Raw genomic sequence first — 14,626 nt, 5'->3', positions numbered from 1 at the left:
GCTGTAAATCACACTAAGAATTCCTGTAATAACTGCAATAAATTCCAATGCAGAAGTCTGCATCAGTCCATCCAGGAATTGTTGCCAAATCGTTTCCATTGGCTAAAAATCCGTCAGAATTTTTAGATTGCCGGAAATTCTTTGCATGAAAATAGCTGTTTTAGGTGCCGGAATGGTAGGAAGGACCATTGCCAGTGATCTTGCCGATAGGCATGAAGTACATTCCTTTGACAGAGATGAATCGGCCCTTCAGAAACTGCATCGAAAAACGCCTGAAATTGCTGTTCATCGGGCAGATCTGGCCGATGTTGCGGCCTATTCCGGCTGGCTGAACGAATTTGATTTGGTCATTACCGCAGTTCCCGGGTTCATGGGATTTCGCACACTCGAAGCCGTTATCAGATCCGGTAAACCGGTCGTAGATATTTCATTTTTTCCGGAAGACTCCCGTGTATTAGATGCTTTGGCGAAGTCGGTAGGAGTAACGGTGGTAACAGATTGTGGCGTAGCACCTGGTATGGGAAACCTGATACTCGGCCGTTATAATGAGGAAATGGAAGTAAGCCGGTTCGAGTGTTATGTAGGCGGGCTCCCCCTGATCCGTAAAAAACCGTTCGAATACAAAGCGCCATTTTCACCGGTTGATGTAATTGAGGAATATACCCGGCCGGCCCGTTTAAAAGAAAACGGGGTTATTGTTACAAAACCTGCTTTATCGGAGCGGAGCCTGATGAACTTCGACGGGGTAGGCACGCTGGAAGCTTTTAATACCGACGGGTTGCGGTCCTTGCTTTACACCATGCCCCATATTCCGGACCTGAAGGAACAGACATTGCGTTATCCGGGCCATATAGACCTGATTCAATCACTGCAACTGGCAGGGTTTTTTAGTGAAGAACCTTTGGAGCTGAACGGAACAACTGTTCGGCCGCTCGACCTGAGTTCGGCGGTATTGTTTAAAGAATGGAAGCTGGGAGAAGAGGAGCCCGAATTTACGGTTATGCGGGTAATGGTGGAGGGCAAAAAAGAGGGCAAACCGATGCGGGTAACCTATAACCTGCTGGATCGTTACGATGCTGTTACCAAAACCTCCTCCATGTCTCGCACTACGGGCTATACCTGTACTGCGGTGGCGGAACTGGTGGCAACCGGCCGGTTTGGTAAAAAAGGCGTGTTTCCTCCTGAATTGGTAGGAAGTGATGCCGCCTGTTTTGAATTTATACTACGTTACCTAACCAATAGGGGCGTAAATTGGGAAGGCATTATCAACCATTAAAACTATACGTATGATTCGCAAAGCAACTGCCGTTTGGAACGGCTCCGGCAAAGAAGGCAAAGGACATCTCACTACTCAAAGCGGGGTATTGAGTGAAACACAATATTCATTCGGATCTCGTTTTGAAAGCGGAATCGGAACCAATCCGGAGGAGTTGGTAGCTGCAGCCCATTCCGGCTGTTTTACCATGAAACTGAGTTTTGTACTGGGTGAGGCGGGCTTTACCCCCACATCGCTCGAAACATCCTGTGATATTACATTTGAGAACGGTGCAGTTACCAAGTCTCATTTGAAAGTTAAAGGGGTTGTTCCCGGAATTACCGAAGAGCAGTTTCAGGCCTGTGTTAAAGATGCGGAACAAAATTGCCCGATCAGTAAATTATTGAATACGGCGATTAGTTCTGAAGCAACACTTGGATAGAAGCGAAACCCAGCAACACGGCTATCACCCATCCGGCAATGCTTAAAAATTTCGGGTGTTGGTAGCCGTTTTTGTTTGTCCTCACTGCTACCAGTAAAATAACCAGTGAAACCGGTAAAATAAACCCATTTATCAACCCTGCAGCTAATAATAGCTGCACGGGTTTACCCCAAAGCAGGAAAAACACCGTGGAGCAGGTTATAAAAAGAATGGCCCCTTTTTCCGGACGATCCTGTAGCCAGGGAAGATAGGAGCGGGCAAAAGAGATGGAGGTATAAGCGGAACCTAATATAGAGGTAATAGCGGCACACCACATAACGATACCGAATAAACGAAAGCCGGTTTCCCCGGCCGCTTTCCGAAATACATCCGCTGCAGGATTTGCTGCATCGAGCAGGAGGCCTTTTCCAACCACCCCCAGTGCAGCCAGGAACAATAAATAACGCATAAGTGAGGCCGTTAAAATGCCGGTTGCAGCCGAGGAACGCACTACAGGCAGGGTAAGCTTTTCAGTGCTGCCGGCTTCCAGCATTCTATGGGCCCCGGCAAAACAAATATACCCGCCAACCGTACCGCCTACAATGGTTACCAAGGCGGTATAACTAAATTTTTTTGGCCAGAAGGTTTCGGTTAAAAGACCGGAATAAGAGGGGCCGGAAGAAACGGCAATATAGGCCGTGAGTACCAGCATCAGCACCCCCATCCATTTAACCGCACCATCCATCAGGGGTAATGCTTTTTCTTTATTGAACAAAAGGATCAATAAAAAGGCTACACTTATTGCGGCGCCGGCCTTAGGAGAGATACCGGTAATGGTTTCCAGTCCCAATCCGGCACCGGCAATATTGCCGATATTAAAAGCAAATCCGCCAATAACAATAAGTATGGTCAGCAATTTGCCCAGGCCTGGTAAAAGTTCATCCGCCACCTGGTTGGCCCGTTGTTTTCTTGCAAAAAGGATCTGCCAGATATTCATTTGAACGCCAATGTCGAGCAATATAGAAAGCAGTATAATGCAACTGAAACCAGCCAGTAGTTGCTGGGTAAAAACCGTAGTTTGAGTTAGGAAACCCGGGCCAATTGCCGATGTAGCCATAAGGAAAGCCGCGGCCCAGAACGAGGAGGGTTTATTTTTCAGCATGCGGGTGAATTCGTTTGCAGGTAGGCGTGCACTGCTTTCGCCAGGCTAACTGCGGTTGGTCCATCGCCATGTATACAAAGGGTATCAGCGTGTAATTGAAGGTAGCTACCGTCTACGGTCTGTACGCGGTTGAAACGCATAATGGAATCGACCTGCTTCAGAACCTCAGGGCTTTGAAGAAGCACTGCATTGGGTTGGTGGCGGGGAGCAAGGCTGCCGTCTGCCTGGTACATCCGATCGGCAAATGCTTCTTCTTTTATGCGGAGCCCGGCAGCTTTTGCCAGTTTGGAAAATTGACTGCCGGCTAACACATATAGCTGCAGGCCGGGGTTAAATGCCAGTACGGCCTCAATAATAGCCCCCGCTATTGCCGGGTCCGAGCTTGCCTGGTTATAAAGGGCGCCATGTGGTTTTACATGCTGCAGGGGATATTGTGCTTTCCTGCAGATGGCATCGAGGGCACCGAGCTGATAGGTGATCAATGCAATAATTTCGGCGGAAGATAATTGCTGGGCGGTTCTGCCAAAGTTGGCCCTGTCGTTCCAGGAAGGATGGGCCCCCACCTGCACACCCATTTTTTTAGCAAGCGCAACCGTATGGGCCATTTCCTGGGGAGATCCGGCATGAAATCCGCAGGCAATATTTGCCGAATGAATAAAGGGCAGGATTTCCGCTTCACAGCCAAAACCTTCGCCAAGGTCACAATTGATGTCCATTTCCGCCTATTTTAGGAAAAATAAAGATAGTAGTCGCGTTTCAGTTGAAGCAGTTGTTTTTCCTGCTGGAGCAGAAGGTTTTCCGCATTTTCAATGGAAACCTGTTTAAAGTGGAGCACATTGTCTACGCTGCATTGGGCAGCCAGGTGAAGATCTGCCTGGATGATCTGTCCGATTCGGGGATACCCCCCCGTTGTTTGTGCATCGGCAAATAAAACCAGCAGTTGTCCATCCGGACTCACCTGTATAGTGCCCGGTAATACGGCTTGTGACAGCAGCTCTGCTGTATGAATTCTTTTTAATTCAGGCCCGGTAAACCGCGACCCCATCCGGTTAGATAAGGCAGAAGGCCGGAAACCGGAACTTTGTAACAGGTTCAGGGCTTCGCCCGAGAACCAGCTATATTCTGCCCCGGCAATAAAGCGGATTTCCTGGCAGGTATAATCTGGCAAAACGGAATGGCTTAACCCCACTTGGTGATGGTTGGACGCTTTTAACAGGTAGTCAATAATCCGCTGCCCGTTTTCGTCGGGAAGCACTGTTACAGGTAGCTGATCACCCGCGCGGAGTGGCCGGCCTTCCTGTCCCCCGAGTTTACTCGCAAGGTGGGTAGAACGGCTTCCAAAAACCGGGTTAGATCGGATTCCCCCATGTACCGATAGATAGGTAAAACCGGTTTCTTTGGGAAAGAGTTGCAGGAACTCGCCGGCTTTAATCAGGAAAGGATGATAGAAAGGGATTGGCCTGCCGCTTATATAGGCAGTATAACCTTTTCCTGTTAAAGCAAGCAGGCAGGTTGTTTCAAAACTGGCACTGAAAGCACCCCGGCTGATTTCGAGTGAGGCGGCATTGCTGTCATTGCCGGTAAGCAGGTTGCCAAGTTTTGCCGCCAGGGGATCCATAAAACCGCTCACCGGTAATCCCCGGTTCCGGTTGCCAAACCGGCCCAGGTCCTGGATGGTGCATATTCCGGATTTAAGGACTCGCATGCTGATTGAGGTATTGAAAAGTGGCTAAATCGATGCGGGTAAAGCGGACGGTATCACCCGCTTTGAAGAGACAGGGTTCTGCTTCCCTGAGATCAAACACCAGGAGGGGTGTACGACCAATGATCTGCCATCCCCCGGGGGATGTATTGGGGTAAATACCTGTTTGTTTTCCTGCAATACCGACGGATCCGGCAGCAACCTGGAGGGCCGGACGTTGCTTTCTGGGCATTGCCAGGGTGTCGGGTAAGATACCCATATAGGAAAAACCAGGATTGAAGCCAATCATAAAAACATACCAGTCCTCCGCACAATGTGCCTGAATGATAGCATCGGAACTTGTTTGGTGAAAGGCCGCCACTGCCGGCAGGTCGGGTGCCATCGCTGCTTCATAGCAAACCGGAATCAAGTGATGATTGCCGGGAATAGGGGTTTGCAGGTCAGAACCGGAAAAACTACGGATCCGCTTACGTATAAGGTCCGTAACAAAGGCCAGCGGTGATGGCTGGCCTTTGGCAAAAATATGGCCTGGGTCAAAAAAAACAGTCAGGCTATTATAAGTGATAGAGGTATCTGTAAAACCTGTAAAAGGTACTGAATGAAAACTTTGTTGAAACCTTAATAAGACCTGGTTGGCCGCTATAGCAGGTTCCTTTCCATATTCTATGGTTATAGCTGATTCAGCAATCGGGTAAATATGAAAGGACTCCTCATTTGCCAAGGCAGATCGTTTATTCAGCTTCAGCCACTACTTCTTTCACTTCCGGAATCATGCGTTTCATCATTCCTTCGATACCCGCTTTCAGGGTAATCATGCTGCTCGGGCAGCCTGAGCAGGAGCCCTGCATCATCAGGTTCACTACACCATCCTGGTAGCTTTTGAACTGAATGGCACCACCATCCATTTCAACGGCAGGTTTAACATAGTTTTCCAGCAACTCCTTGATCCTTTTTACCACATCGTCATCGTCCGCACTTACTTCATTGCTACCTTGTGGTTTGAGGGCCGCTATTTCTTCTTCGTTTACGACAACCTTGCCTTCTTCCAGGTAATCTTTCAGGAACTGGCGAATGGAAGGGATAACATCGCTCCATTCTGTTTCGGGTGTTTTGGTGAGGGTAACAAAATTACTGGCCACAAAAACACTTTTTATAAAGGGAAAGCCAAAGAGCTCCACGGCAAGCGGAGAGGCTTTCGCACTTTCCATATCTGGCAGATCAATGCTTCTTCCGGGATATAAAAGTTTATTTGCCACAAACTTCATGGTTTCCGGATTGGGAGTCATTTCTGTATAGATACTGATAACGGGATTTCCGGTCTTAATCATAATTCAACAACTTTAACTGCAAAAATAACAAATGCCGACGGGCAATGTTTGTGAATTTAGGAAATCTTAAGGAATCGGGGCCAGCGCGCTTGTATTGATTAGTGGTTACAGTCGCTGCTATGGCAGTGATTGGCTTTCCGGCAAAGCTGGTAATTCAGGAAATGGGCATACACCACGGCAATAACAGCAGGTACCAGGAACCAGAGTTGGAGATCATGCCAAACCTGTTTAGCAAACAACAGGAGAATGCCGATACCAAAAATGATATAGGGGCCGGGCTTATGGTGGTGGCGTTTATATCCATGCCAGAGCGCATTGGCGCCAATAAGCAAGGCAATTCCAATCATTAATAGCTCAAATGCCTCATTATCAATGATATTTGTGCCAAAAATGGGCAGGCTTGTCAGCAATAACGGTAAAATAGCGCAGTGAATCGCACAGGCGACGGAGGTAGCAATACCCAGGGCATCCCAGTTGATCTTAAATGACATCGGACGGCAAAAATACACAGATGCAACTTTGTTGCAAAATAAATTTCACCCGGCCCTTGTAGCCTAACCGGTGCGGGAGTTGAGGGAATAAGGGCGTAAATTTGCAGGTATGAGTAAGCGGACGATCTATTTTATAGGCTTTTTTGTTATTTTATTTGTCGCCTTTGTAGTTGCCATGACCAAATTATTACCCGGTTTCGGGGAGGTAAAGATGCCTGTATTAAGTTATGTTCAACCCTTCCGGTTTAGTGATCAGTATGGAAAATCCTTTACACAGGCGCAGGTGGAAGGAAAAGTATATGTGGCAGAGTATTTTTTTACTACCTGTCCGGGTATTTGTCCGAAGATGAATACCAACATGAAGAAAGTCTTTGACCAGTATAAAACGAACCCGGACTTCCTGATTTTGTCGCATTCGGTAGACCCGGCAACGGATACCGTGGCCCGGATGAAAATTTATGCTGATTCGTTAGGGGTAAATAATGCCAACTGGTTTTTCCTGACCGGGCCGAAGGATAGCTTATACCTGGCGGCGCGGGTAAGTTATTTACTGGATGACCCTAAAAATAACAATGAACGGATCGAGGACCAGTTTATTCATACCCAGTTTTTTGCCTTGGTAGACAGGGTAGGCCGGGTTCGGAGAATTTATGATGGATTAAAAAAGGAGGAAGTGGAGCAGCTGATCAGCGATATTCCGGTTTTACTGGAAGAAACGGCAACGGATGCCTCCCGTTTACCTAAATCAACCTTCTAATTAAGAAGTTATGCAGGAAGCCATACAGGAAATATTAAAGAAGAATCAGTTAAGTGTAACGGGCAGCCGGGTAAAGATCCTCGAATTGTTTCTGGATCAGCCAGGGGCACTTGCGCATGGTGATATTGAGCGTAAAACGGGCGAAAAATTTGATCGGGTTACGGTATACAGGACCCTGCAGGTATTCTTGAACAAAGGTATTATTCATTCTATTCCCACGGCAGATAACAGTGTGTTGTATGCATTGTGCAAGGATGACTGCGGGGAAGGCCATCATCATGATAACCATGTTCATTTTGTCTGTGATAAATGTGGAAATACCGTATGCCTGGATGAAGTAACGGTTCCGGCTATACGATTACCAAGAGGTTATAAGTTCAGCCAGGTTCAGGTAGTGATAAATGGAAAGTGTAAAGACTGTACCCGTGAGTAACCGAAGAATGGTGGAAAAATAAAAACTGATAAATGTCAATAAAACGGCGGTAAAAAATAAAGCCCCGATGTAGACACACCGGGACTTTTGGTTAAGGCTCTGATTAGTAGCTATTTTAAGAATCTTTTTAGATTCGTTGGATCTTTCTAAGTGTTTTCTTGTACAAATATATTGTTATAAATCATTCTTTTCAAATTTTCCATATACCCTAATGTGGGTATTTTTCCCGTGTTTAAAGTTTTTTCATTTCTGCGGCGGTAAAATCCATCAATGTTTTAACACGGTTTGGTCCCAAATCGAACGAAATACCAGCCGCCTGGTACAATTCTGGTAAGGTACGGGTACCTCCCAGGGAAAGCGCTTTGGTATAATTATCCAGGGCGGTTTCTTTGTTTTCTTTGAACTGCATCCACATTCCAATAGCGCCCAACTGGGCAATTCCGTATTCTATATAATAGAAAGGAACTTCAAATAAGTGGAGTTGACGTTGCCATCCGTATTTCCGGAATTCGTCTAATCCGCTTAGATCCAGTACACCGGTAGCAAATTCATCGTTTATTTCTACCCACTTACCGGCTCTTTCTGCTAAACTATGATGGGGATTTTCGTACACCCAATGCTGGAACTTATCAATGATCGCTATCCAGGGGAAAATAGTTATTACTCGTTCCAGCTGGTGTTCTTTTGCACGTTTCAGTTCTTCTTCTGTAGTAAAAAAACTGTGCCAAAAATCCATGCTGAACAATTCCATGCTCATACTGGCTACTTCCGCAATTTCCATTGGATACTCCTTAAACGCGGAAAGCCGCAATGGGTGGGCAAGGAAGCTGTGAATGGCATGTCCGCCTTCGTGCACCATAGTGGTAACATCATGCATTTGTCCGGCTGCATTCATGAAAATAAAGGGGGCGCCGGATTCGGCGAGGGGACAATTATACCCACCCGGGGCTTTACCTTTCCTGCTTTCGAGGTCGAGATGCCCCATTTTTTTCATGGTAAGCAGGCAGTCGGCAAACAGGGGCCGGAGTGCCCGAAAGCATTCAATGGTTTTTTCCAGGAGCTCTTCTCCTGTTTTAAAAGGACGCAGGGGTTCAATACCTGCCGGTTCGGCCTCGGTATCCCAGGGTCGAAGGCTGTCGAGCTGTAGTTTTGCCTGTTTCTTTTTATAGATTTCAGCTACCAGGGGAACTACCTGCTGTTTTACCGCTTCGTGGAAGGCAAAGCAATCTTCTTTGCTGTAGTCAAAGCGCCCCATTTCAGCAAATTTGTAATCGCGGAAGTTGGCAAAGCCGGCATTCAGGGCAACCTGGTGGCGTTTTTGGACCAGCTGGCTGAATAATTCATTCAGTTGATCCTTGTCCTGGTAGCGGCGTTCCTGAATGCTGCGATAAACGGCTTCTCGTTTGCTGCGGTCCGGACTTTCCAAAAATTTCGTAGCCTGTTGAAGGGTATATTCTTTACCGTCTATGGTAACGGCCATTTTACCGGAAATGACGCCATATTGCTGGGCTAGAACTGAAAGCTCGGCCTGGAGCGGGATGTTTTCTTCCCGGTATAGGTCGATCGATTTTTTTACCGAGCGCAGGTAGGTAAAATACTCCTGCTGGTCCAATGCCTTTGTATATTCATTGCTAATCAGCTTTCGGTTCAGTTGATCGGCATAGGGCTGAATTTTTGGCTGAATTTCCATCACAAAAAAAGTGAAAGCTTCTTCCAGCTCCTTATTTTCCGTGTCACAGGTCATACGGATCTGCCGCCAGCAGGCGTCTTCGCTTACGGCTGCTTCCAATTCGCTGCAATCGGCCATCCATTTCTCCAGCTCATCGCCCGATAGCAGGGGCCTGTTGAGCAGGTCCTGGAAATAAGGCTCAAGCGCCTCCCAGGTACTGATAGTGAAGTCCCCGGGCAGGAAATGCCGGGGTGTTTTCTGAATATTGGCAATGGACATACTACTAACTTATTCTTCTGTTTTTTTCTTACGGGCTGTTTTTTTCGGCTTTTCTTCGCCGGCTTCGGCAGGCGCAGCATCTGCGGAATCTGCCGTTTTTTTAGGGGCAGCTTTTTTCTTTGCTTTCGGCTTTTCTTCGGTCAGCTCTTCTGCCGCGGGCGCTTTCGCTTCGGTTTTGGCAGCTTTTTTAGTTTTGGCAGGGGCTTCTTCTTCCGGAACCTCAGGGGTTGTATCATCGGCTGCTTCTACTTCTGCCAGTTTAAATTCGATTTTATTTTTATCGATGATTTCAAACCATTTAACCATTTTTTTCATGTCGCTGGCATATACCCGTTCGAAATCCATATCAGGATAGGTTTGTTCGAAATAGGCTTTCAGGCCATTGCCATCTTTCACATCCGGTAGTGCAGCGCCACTGCTTTTCATTGCTTTGAAAATTTCCACCAGGTTAATATTATCCCGTTTGGTATAAATTTCAATGCTCTCGAGGTGGGAGAAGTTGTGTTTGCGGGATGACACGAATTTGGTCGTCTGATCATCCAGCGAGCGAACGATGGCTCCGTCGGTTTTACTGGCTACTAATTCAAACAATCCGGGTAACCCGGTCACGGCAATGATTCTGTTATATTCCATATCTACAAAATTGTAAGGGAGATGCAAGATAAAACAAATTTACTACCCGGCGGGGGAAGGGGGGCTTAGGCATCGAGCCATTCCTTGAATGCGGCGGTATGTTCGGCACTGATCAGTACTTCTTCCGGGCTGGCGGGATCCAATTCTACGGATAATTTGCCTTTTCCGATGGACTTCAGTTTTTTTATTGCGTTAATATGGGCCAGGAATTGGCGGTTGAGCCGAAAAAACTGGGCGGGATTAAGCTCCCGCTCAATATCACTGAGTGATTTATCGAGCAGGTATTTTTGTCCATCTGTGTCCACCAGGCAAACCATTTTATGGGTAGCATAGAAAAAAGCAATTTCCTCAGTTTTTAGGGCTATATAATCCGATCCCCGTTTAATCAGCCAGCGTTTTTTATACTGGTCGGGGTTTTTTCTGAATTGCTGAAACTGTTCAAAGGAATGGGAAAAATGGGCTTTCAGCTGCTCATATTTCTGCAGGGAGGCCAGTAGCTTTTCCCGGGCAATCGGCTTTAACAGGTAATCAATGCTATTGTATTCGAAGGCTTTTTGCCAATAATCGTCGTAGGCGGTGCAGAAAATAACCGGGCAATCGAGTTTTACTTCATCAAATATTAGGAAGGATTGGCCATCGGTAAGTTCAATATCCATGAAGATCAGATCCGGATGAGGATGGGTCTTTAACCATTGGATGGATTCTTTAACTGTTGGTAAAATTGCCAGCAGGCGGAGGTTTTCCCGCAACTGTAGCAGGGATGCTGAAAGGCGTTCAGCGGCCGGCAATTCATCTTCAATAAGTAAAATTTTCATATCAGCGCAGCATTAGTAAAGGTAGATGAACAAAAAAACAGCCGTTCATCCGCTCAATGGCAGGCTGGCTGCCGGTGATGAGGATAAATCGTTCGAGCAGGTTGGTTAGGCCGATTCCATTTGAATGGGCTTGTTTTTTTTCACGGATTTGATTGGAAACAGAGAGCTGTCCATGGGATTCAATAATATGTATATGCAGGGGTTGTTTTTGGGAGAACGTATTGTGTTTAATTGCATTTTCAACCAGGATCTGGAGAGATATGGGGGGTAAAAGGCTGGTATGTACACAGGTATCGGAGACCTGCTTATTTATGAAAATGCAATCACCATAGCGAATTTTCAAGAGCGCCAGATAATTGTCCATAAAGCTGAGTTCTTCCTGCAGCAGAACGAGGTCTCTTGATTTATTTTGAAGAATATAGCGATAAACCTCAGCCAGGGTATCGTTAAAAACCTGAGCTTTTGCGGGGTTAGTACGGATGAGGTGACTGAGGGTATTGAGAGAATTGAACATGAAATGCGGGTCGATCTGGTTCTTAAGCGCCTGAAGTTCTGCTTCTGCTCTTGCTTTTTCCAGGGTTGCATTGCGGAGCATTTCAGATTCGGATTCTTTTACCAGGAAAACGGTTTCATATACATGAACGATGAAAAGAACGGAGATAAGTATAATGAGGGTATTGTTCCAGATGGTTGTCCAGTTGACCTGCCCATTGAGAAAAAGCTGGTACCACCCTACGATCAGCAGTACAGAAACGGGGATGGTATAAAAAGGGATGACGAGCAACAGGGCCAGGATTTTTTTTACAGGTTGATTGAACCAATTAAAATAAGAGCGGAGGGTAAACAGCAGGGATCGGTTTCCTTCCCAGATAATGAAGGCAATAGCGATAGTATAGAGGAAGCTGAGTTTAATTTCAAGCAGGCTGAATTGCTGAAAAGGAATCAGAGAGGTAAGTAGCGGAATAGTAATACCACAAAAGGGGATGAGGATTACCCGGAACCCGATATCATTTATTTTTTTTGCTTCGGGCAAAGGTTTAGTCGGGAAAAAATCGGGTTTTGGGGCCCTGGAATCCGGCTTCATACTGGTTTACTTGGTAGATGTGAATTTACCTAATAGTTTAGGAATCAAATCAGTTAATATGGACATGAGTACGATCAATTGGCTGGCAGTGCTGGCTGCCGGTTTATCTGCCTTTGTAGTAGGTGGTATCTGGTATTCACCGGGGTTATTTGGCCGTATATGGATGAAGGAATCGGGTTTAACGGAAGAAGGGATCCGTTCGGGCAATAAGGGAAAAATTTTTGGCTTTACGGCGATATTTTCCTTGTTGATGGCGGTGAACCTGGCGATGTTCCTGGTTGATACAGCGGAGGTAAAAACGGATCTGGCCTGGGGTGCAACTGCCGGGTTTTTAGCAGGTATCTGGACATTTTGCGCCATTGCTATTCATAGTTTATTTGAGCTGAAATCCTGGAAGCATATATTGATCAATGGCGGGTACTCGGTGGTTGCGCTGGTTTTAATGGGGGCGATTATTGGGCTCTGGCGGTAGGTGTCAGACAGGTGTTAGAACACTGTTGGTATAGGTGTCAGATACTTCTTAGAACTATATAAATCAATACTATGTCACAACATACAATTAGCTGGTTTGAGATTCCGACCACCGACCTGGAACGGGCGCAAAAATTCTATGAAACCATCCTGGCCATAAAAATGGTTAAACTGGATATGCCGAATCTGTCGATGCGCATGTTTCCGGTAGAAGATTTTAATTATATAGGCGGCGCCTTGGTTTATGCACCTGATTTTTACCAGCCACAGGCCAGCGGAACCCTGGTTTACCTCAACGCTAATCCGGATGTTCAAGTGGTATTGGACCGGGTAGAAGAAGCCGGCGGAAGCATCCTGATACCGAAAACAGAGATAAGTCCCGAGCATGGATTTATGGCGGTGATTCTGGATACAGAAGGCAATCGAATTGCGCTGCATTCTGTGCCGGTTCAGTAGCTGAGCCGCCGTTGACTTATACGAGACCAGTTGACGGGATACCGGCTTATGGCTGCCGTTGAACCCGACCAATGCCTGAGCACCGCAAGGGTTGCCGGGTGCGGTTGTTCAGGAAAATAGGTTGTAAGGGGAGGGATGTGCTGCTGCGGGCCTACGGCGGCTGCTACATCAATTCACCGGATAAATGAGAAAATAAACCAGGCCTGCTCATTGATCTATTTTAATAAATACCCCAACATGTTAGCATACCGTTCGAACACCTGTCTGACGTCTATACTCTTCCTCCTGCTTCTACAGCCAGCCATGCAGGGACAGCAGGCTGATCCTATGAAAACATTCGATAGGCTGGAAGGCCGCTGGCAACGACTCAATAAATCGACTCCTGAATTTGAGGAGTGGACGCGTAAAACAGCTACCCTGTTAGAGGGTAGGATGTATAAGGTAACAGGAAAAGATACCCTTGTATCTGAAGAAATCCGCTTACGCCAAACAAGCCACAAAATTTTGTACCAGGCCAAAGCATTTAATCAACCGGAACAGGACAGGATCGATTTCGAACTAACCCGCCATTCGCCCAATTCCGTTGTTTTTGAAAACCCCACCCATGATTATCCAAAGCGGATTGTGTATGAATTTATCGGTAGAGATTCGCTGCATGCATGGATTGACGGTGGACCTGCAGATAGCAGCAGCCGGATAGATTTCTATTTTCGGAAACAACTATAAAGTGCTGGTAGCTTTAATGATGTACCAGCCAATTGTACAATCGCTCAACATCGTCTTTACGGAAAAGCTGCGTACCCGGATTCATAGTAGCAGCAGTGCCACAGGCCACCCCATAGCGGATCATTTCAAGCGGGCTGCCTCCTTTGAATAACTGGTAGGTGATTCCCGCTACCATAGAGTCGCCCGCGCCCACTGTGCTCTGTTTTTTTACCGTGGGAGCCGGCACCTGAACCACGTCCTTTCCGGTTACCAATAATGCACCCTGAGCGCCAAGTGATACGGCCACAACTTTGCACCCTCCGGCGGAAAGAAGTGTTTTGGCAGCATCCACTACCTGGTCTGTCTCCAGCTTATCCAGGCCTACCAGCTGACTCAGTTCATGCAGGTTGGGCTTTATCAAATAAACGCCGGCTTCAACAGCTAACTGTAATGATTTTCCCGAACAATCAATGATCGCCTTTGCGCCTATACGCTCAGCAAGCAGCACGAGTTTTGCATAAAAATTTTCAGCAAAACCTGGTGGAAGGCTGCCACTGCCAACAATGATTTCCGGCTTTTTGGGCAAAGCCTGTATCCGCTCCAGGATGGCAGCAGCTGTTTCTTCACCGAGTATTGGTCCGGGTAAAACAAAGCGGAACTGGTTATTGCTTTGTTCTTCCAGCACTACCAGATTTTCACGGGTTTCTCCTGTAATGGGAACGGCGGAATAAGTAAGGCCTTCTTTTTTAAGGACGGCTTCCAGTTGCTGACCGTTAAAACCGCCACTGGTAAGCAATGCAAGGGTTGGGGCACCCAGGCGTTGCAGGCCTTTGGTAACATTGATTCCGCCACCCCCGGCTTCCACCACCAACTCACTGCACCGAAGTTTTTTTTCCGGAATTAACTGGCTGGTACGGGTGCTTTTGTCAACCGCGGGGTTGGGGGTAACCGTAAGAATCATACCA

The 14,626-nt window shown here is 46.9% G+C and carries 18 protein-coding genes; 7 read left to right on the top strand and 11 right to left on the bottom strand.

All coding sequences use genetic code 11. The features are described from left to right. Positions 1-145: 145 nt before the first annotated feature. Both A1D16_RS05050 and A1D16_RS05045 read left to right on the top strand, forming a co-directional pair. Positions 146-1,276, top strand: coding sequence for a saccharopine dehydrogenase C-terminal domain-containing protein (locus A1D16_RS05050; protein WP_290708173.1), 1,131 nt, complete (start codon positions 146-148; stop codon positions 1,274-1,276). 10 nt (positions 1,277-1,286) lie between these two features. After that, positions 1,287-1,697, top strand: coding sequence for an OsmC family protein (locus tag A1D16_RS05045; RefSeq protein WP_290708172.1), 411 nt, complete (start codon positions 1,287-1,289; stop codon positions 1,695-1,697). Here the strand turns inward: A1D16_RS05045 and A1D16_RS05040 are convergent. The 6 genes from A1D16_RS05040 to A1D16_RS05015 all read right to left on the bottom strand — a co-directional run bounded on the left by A1D16_RS05040 (position 1,672) and on the right by A1D16_RS05015 (position 6,359). After that, positions 1,672-2,838 carry an NRAMP family divalent metal transporter gene (locus A1D16_RS05040; RefSeq protein WP_290708171.1) on the bottom strand — a complete coding sequence of 389 codons (1,167 nt, stop codon included), beginning with the start codon at positions 2,836-2,838 and terminating at the stop codon, positions 1,672-1,674. The genes A1D16_RS05045 and A1D16_RS05040 overlap by 26 nt on opposite strands. Then, positions 2,832-3,554: a 5-oxoprolinase subunit PxpA gene (locus A1D16_RS05035; RefSeq protein WP_290708170.1), complete on the bottom strand. Its 723-nt coding sequence runs from the start codon at positions 3,552-3,554 to the stop codon at positions 2,832-2,834. The genes A1D16_RS05040 and A1D16_RS05035 overlap by 7 nt, the downstream gene beginning before the upstream one ends. An 11-nt stretch (positions 3,555-3,565) precedes the next feature. Next, positions 3,566-4,543 (bottom strand): biotin-dependent carboxyltransferase family protein, encoded by a 978-nt coding sequence (locus A1D16_RS05030; protein WP_290708169.1) that lies wholly within the window; start codon positions 4,541-4,543, stop codon positions 3,566-3,568. Continuing rightward, positions 4,530-5,261: a 5-oxoprolinase subunit PxpB gene (gene pxpB, locus A1D16_RS05025; protein WP_290708168.1), complete on the bottom strand. Its 732-nt coding sequence runs from the start codon at positions 5,259-5,261 to the stop codon at positions 4,530-4,532. Before pxpB ends, A1D16_RS05030 begins: the two co-directional genes overlap by 14 nt. 10 nt (positions 5,262-5,271) lie before the next feature. Beyond that, positions 5,272-5,868: a NifU family protein gene (locus A1D16_RS05020; protein ID WP_290708166.1), complete on the bottom strand. Its 597-nt coding sequence runs from the start codon at positions 5,866-5,868 to the stop codon at positions 5,272-5,274. A 98-nt stretch (positions 5,869-5,966) separates the two neighbouring features. Then, positions 5,967-6,359: a MerC domain-containing protein gene (locus A1D16_RS05015; protein ID WP_290708164.1), complete on the bottom strand. Its 393-nt coding sequence runs from the start codon at positions 6,357-6,359 to the stop codon at positions 5,967-5,969. A gap of 109 nt (positions 6,360-6,468) precedes the next feature. On the opposite strand from A1D16_RS05015, the gene A1D16_RS05010 reads away from it, so the two are divergent. Both A1D16_RS05010 and A1D16_RS05005 read left to right on the top strand, forming a co-directional pair. Continuing rightward, positions 6,469-7,116, top strand: a complete 648-nt coding sequence (locus A1D16_RS05010) for an SCO family protein (RefSeq protein WP_290708163.1) — start codon at positions 6,469-6,471, stop codon at positions 7,114-7,116. 10 nt (positions 7,117-7,126) lie between these two features. Next, on the top strand, positions 7,127-7,549 hold the full coding sequence (locus A1D16_RS05005) for a transcriptional repressor (RefSeq protein WP_290708162.1): 423 nt from the start codon (positions 7,127-7,129) through the stop codon (positions 7,547-7,549). 232 nt (positions 7,550-7,781) lie between these two features. On the opposite strand, the gene A1D16_RS05000 is transcribed toward A1D16_RS05005, so the two are convergent. The 4 genes from A1D16_RS05000 to A1D16_RS04985 all read right to left on the bottom strand — a co-directional run bounded on the left by A1D16_RS05000 (position 7,782) and on the right by A1D16_RS04985 (position 11,978). Beyond that, entirely contained in the window at positions 7,782-9,497 is a 1,716-nt protein-coding gene (locus A1D16_RS05000; protein ID WP_290708161.1) for a M3 family oligoendopeptidase, read from the bottom strand. Between the two features lie 9 nt (positions 9,498-9,506). Next, positions 9,507-10,130, bottom strand: coding sequence for a DUF5606 domain-containing protein (locus A1D16_RS04995; RefSeq protein ID WP_290708160.1), 624 nt, complete (start codon positions 10,128-10,130; stop codon positions 9,507-9,509). Between the two features lie 65 nt (positions 10,131-10,195). Then, a complete protein-coding gene (locus A1D16_RS04990) occupies positions 10,196-10,945 on the bottom strand; it encodes a LytTR family DNA-binding domain-containing protein (protein ID WP_290708159.1) in 750 nt (249 codons plus the stop codon). Between the two features lies 1 nt (position 10,946). Beyond that, positions 10,947-11,978 carry a histidine kinase gene (locus tag A1D16_RS04985; RefSeq protein ID WP_290708157.1) on the bottom strand — a complete coding sequence of 344 codons (1,032 nt, stop codon included), beginning with the start codon at positions 11,976-11,978 and terminating at the stop codon, positions 10,947-10,949. A 115-nt stretch (positions 11,979-12,093) separates the two neighbouring features. On the opposite strand from A1D16_RS04985, the gene A1D16_RS04980 reads away from it, so the two are divergent. The 3 genes from A1D16_RS04980 to A1D16_RS04970 all read left to right on the top strand — a co-directional run bounded on the left by A1D16_RS04980 (position 12,094) and on the right by A1D16_RS04970 (position 13,682). Next, on the top strand, positions 12,094-12,501 hold the full coding sequence (locus A1D16_RS04980) for a DUF1761 domain-containing protein (RefSeq protein ID WP_290708155.1): 408 nt from the start codon (positions 12,094-12,096) through the stop codon (positions 12,499-12,501). Between the two features lie 71 nt (positions 12,502-12,572). Next, a complete protein-coding gene (locus tag A1D16_RS04975) occupies positions 12,573-12,956 on the top strand; it encodes a VOC family protein (RefSeq protein WP_290708154.1) in 384 nt (127 codons plus the stop codon). 237 nt (positions 12,957-13,193) lie between these two features. Beyond that, a complete protein-coding gene (locus A1D16_RS04970) occupies positions 13,194-13,682 on the top strand; it encodes a DUF6265 family protein (RefSeq protein ID WP_290708153.1) in 489 nt (162 codons plus the stop codon). Between the two features lie 13 nt (positions 13,683-13,695). On the opposite strand, the gene A1D16_RS04965 is transcribed toward A1D16_RS04970, so the two are convergent. After that, positions 13,696-14,622, bottom strand: coding sequence for a 1-phosphofructokinase family hexose kinase (locus tag A1D16_RS04965; protein WP_290708152.1), 927 nt, complete (start codon positions 14,620-14,622; stop codon positions 13,696-13,698). Positions 14,623-14,626: the final 4 nt, after the last annotated feature.

This window comes from Flavihumibacter sp. CACIAM 22H1 (assembly GCF_001601815.1).
Lineage (GTDB): Bacteria > Bacteroidota > Bacteroidia > Chitinophagales > Chitinophagaceae > Flavihumibacter.
This window is presented reverse-complemented; position numbering and strand designations above follow the sequence as displayed.

Coding starts and splice junctions, on each gene's coding strand:
- A1D16_RS05005 (WP_290708162.1), top strand. CDS start 7,127: ATGCAGGAAGCCATACAGGAAATATTAAAGAAGAATCAGTTAAGTGTA.
- A1D16_RS04970 (WP_290708153.1), top strand. CDS start 13,194: ATGTTAGCATACCGTTCGAACACCTGTCTGACGTCTATACTCTTCCTC.
- A1D16_RS04965 (WP_290708152.1), bottom strand. CDS start 14,622: ATGATTCTTACGGTTACCCCCAACCCCGCGGTTGACAAAAGCACCCGT.
- A1D16_RS05040 (WP_290708171.1), bottom strand. CDS start 2,838: ATGCTGAAAAATAAACCCTCCTCGTTCTGGGCCGCGGCTTTCCTTATG.
- A1D16_RS05010 (WP_290708163.1), top strand. CDS start 6,469: ATGAGTAAGCGGACGATCTATTTTATAGGCTTTTTTGTTATTTTATTT.
- A1D16_RS04975 (WP_290708154.1), top strand. CDS start 12,573: ATGTCACAACATACAATTAGCTGGTTTGAGATTCCGACCACCGACCTG.
- A1D16_RS04995 (WP_290708160.1), bottom strand. CDS start 10,130: ATGGAATATAACAGAATCATTGCCGTGACCGGGTTACCCGGATTGTTT.
- A1D16_RS05030 (WP_290708169.1), bottom strand. CDS start 4,543: ATGCGAGTCCTTAAATCCGGAATATGCACCATCCAGGACCTGGGCCGG.
- A1D16_RS05000 (WP_290708161.1), bottom strand. CDS start 9,497: ATGTCCATTGCCAATATTCAGAAAACACCCCGGCATTTCCTGCCCGGG.
- A1D16_RS05035 (WP_290708170.1), bottom strand. CDS start 3,554: ATGGACATCAATTGTGACCTTGGCGAAGGTTTTGGCTGTGAAGCGGAA.
- A1D16_RS05045 (WP_290708172.1), top strand. CDS start 1,287: ATGATTCGCAAAGCAACTGCCGTTTGGAACGGCTCCGGCAAAGAAGGC.
- A1D16_RS05020 (WP_290708166.1), bottom strand. CDS start 5,868: ATGATTAAGACCGGAAATCCCGTTATCAGTATCTATACAGAAATGACT.
- A1D16_RS04990 (WP_290708159.1), bottom strand. CDS start 10,945: ATGAAAATTTTACTTATTGAAGATGAATTGCCGGCCGCTGAACGCCTT.
- A1D16_RS05050 (WP_290708173.1), top strand. CDS start 146: ATGAAAATAGCTGTTTTAGGTGCCGGAATGGTAGGAAGGACCATTGCC.
- A1D16_RS04980 (WP_290708155.1), top strand. CDS start 12,094: ATGAGTACGATCAATTGGCTGGCAGTGCTGGCTGCCGGTTTATCTGCC.
- A1D16_RS05015 (WP_290708164.1), bottom strand. CDS start 6,359: ATGTCATTTAAGATCAACTGGGATGCCCTGGGTATTGCTACCTCCGTC.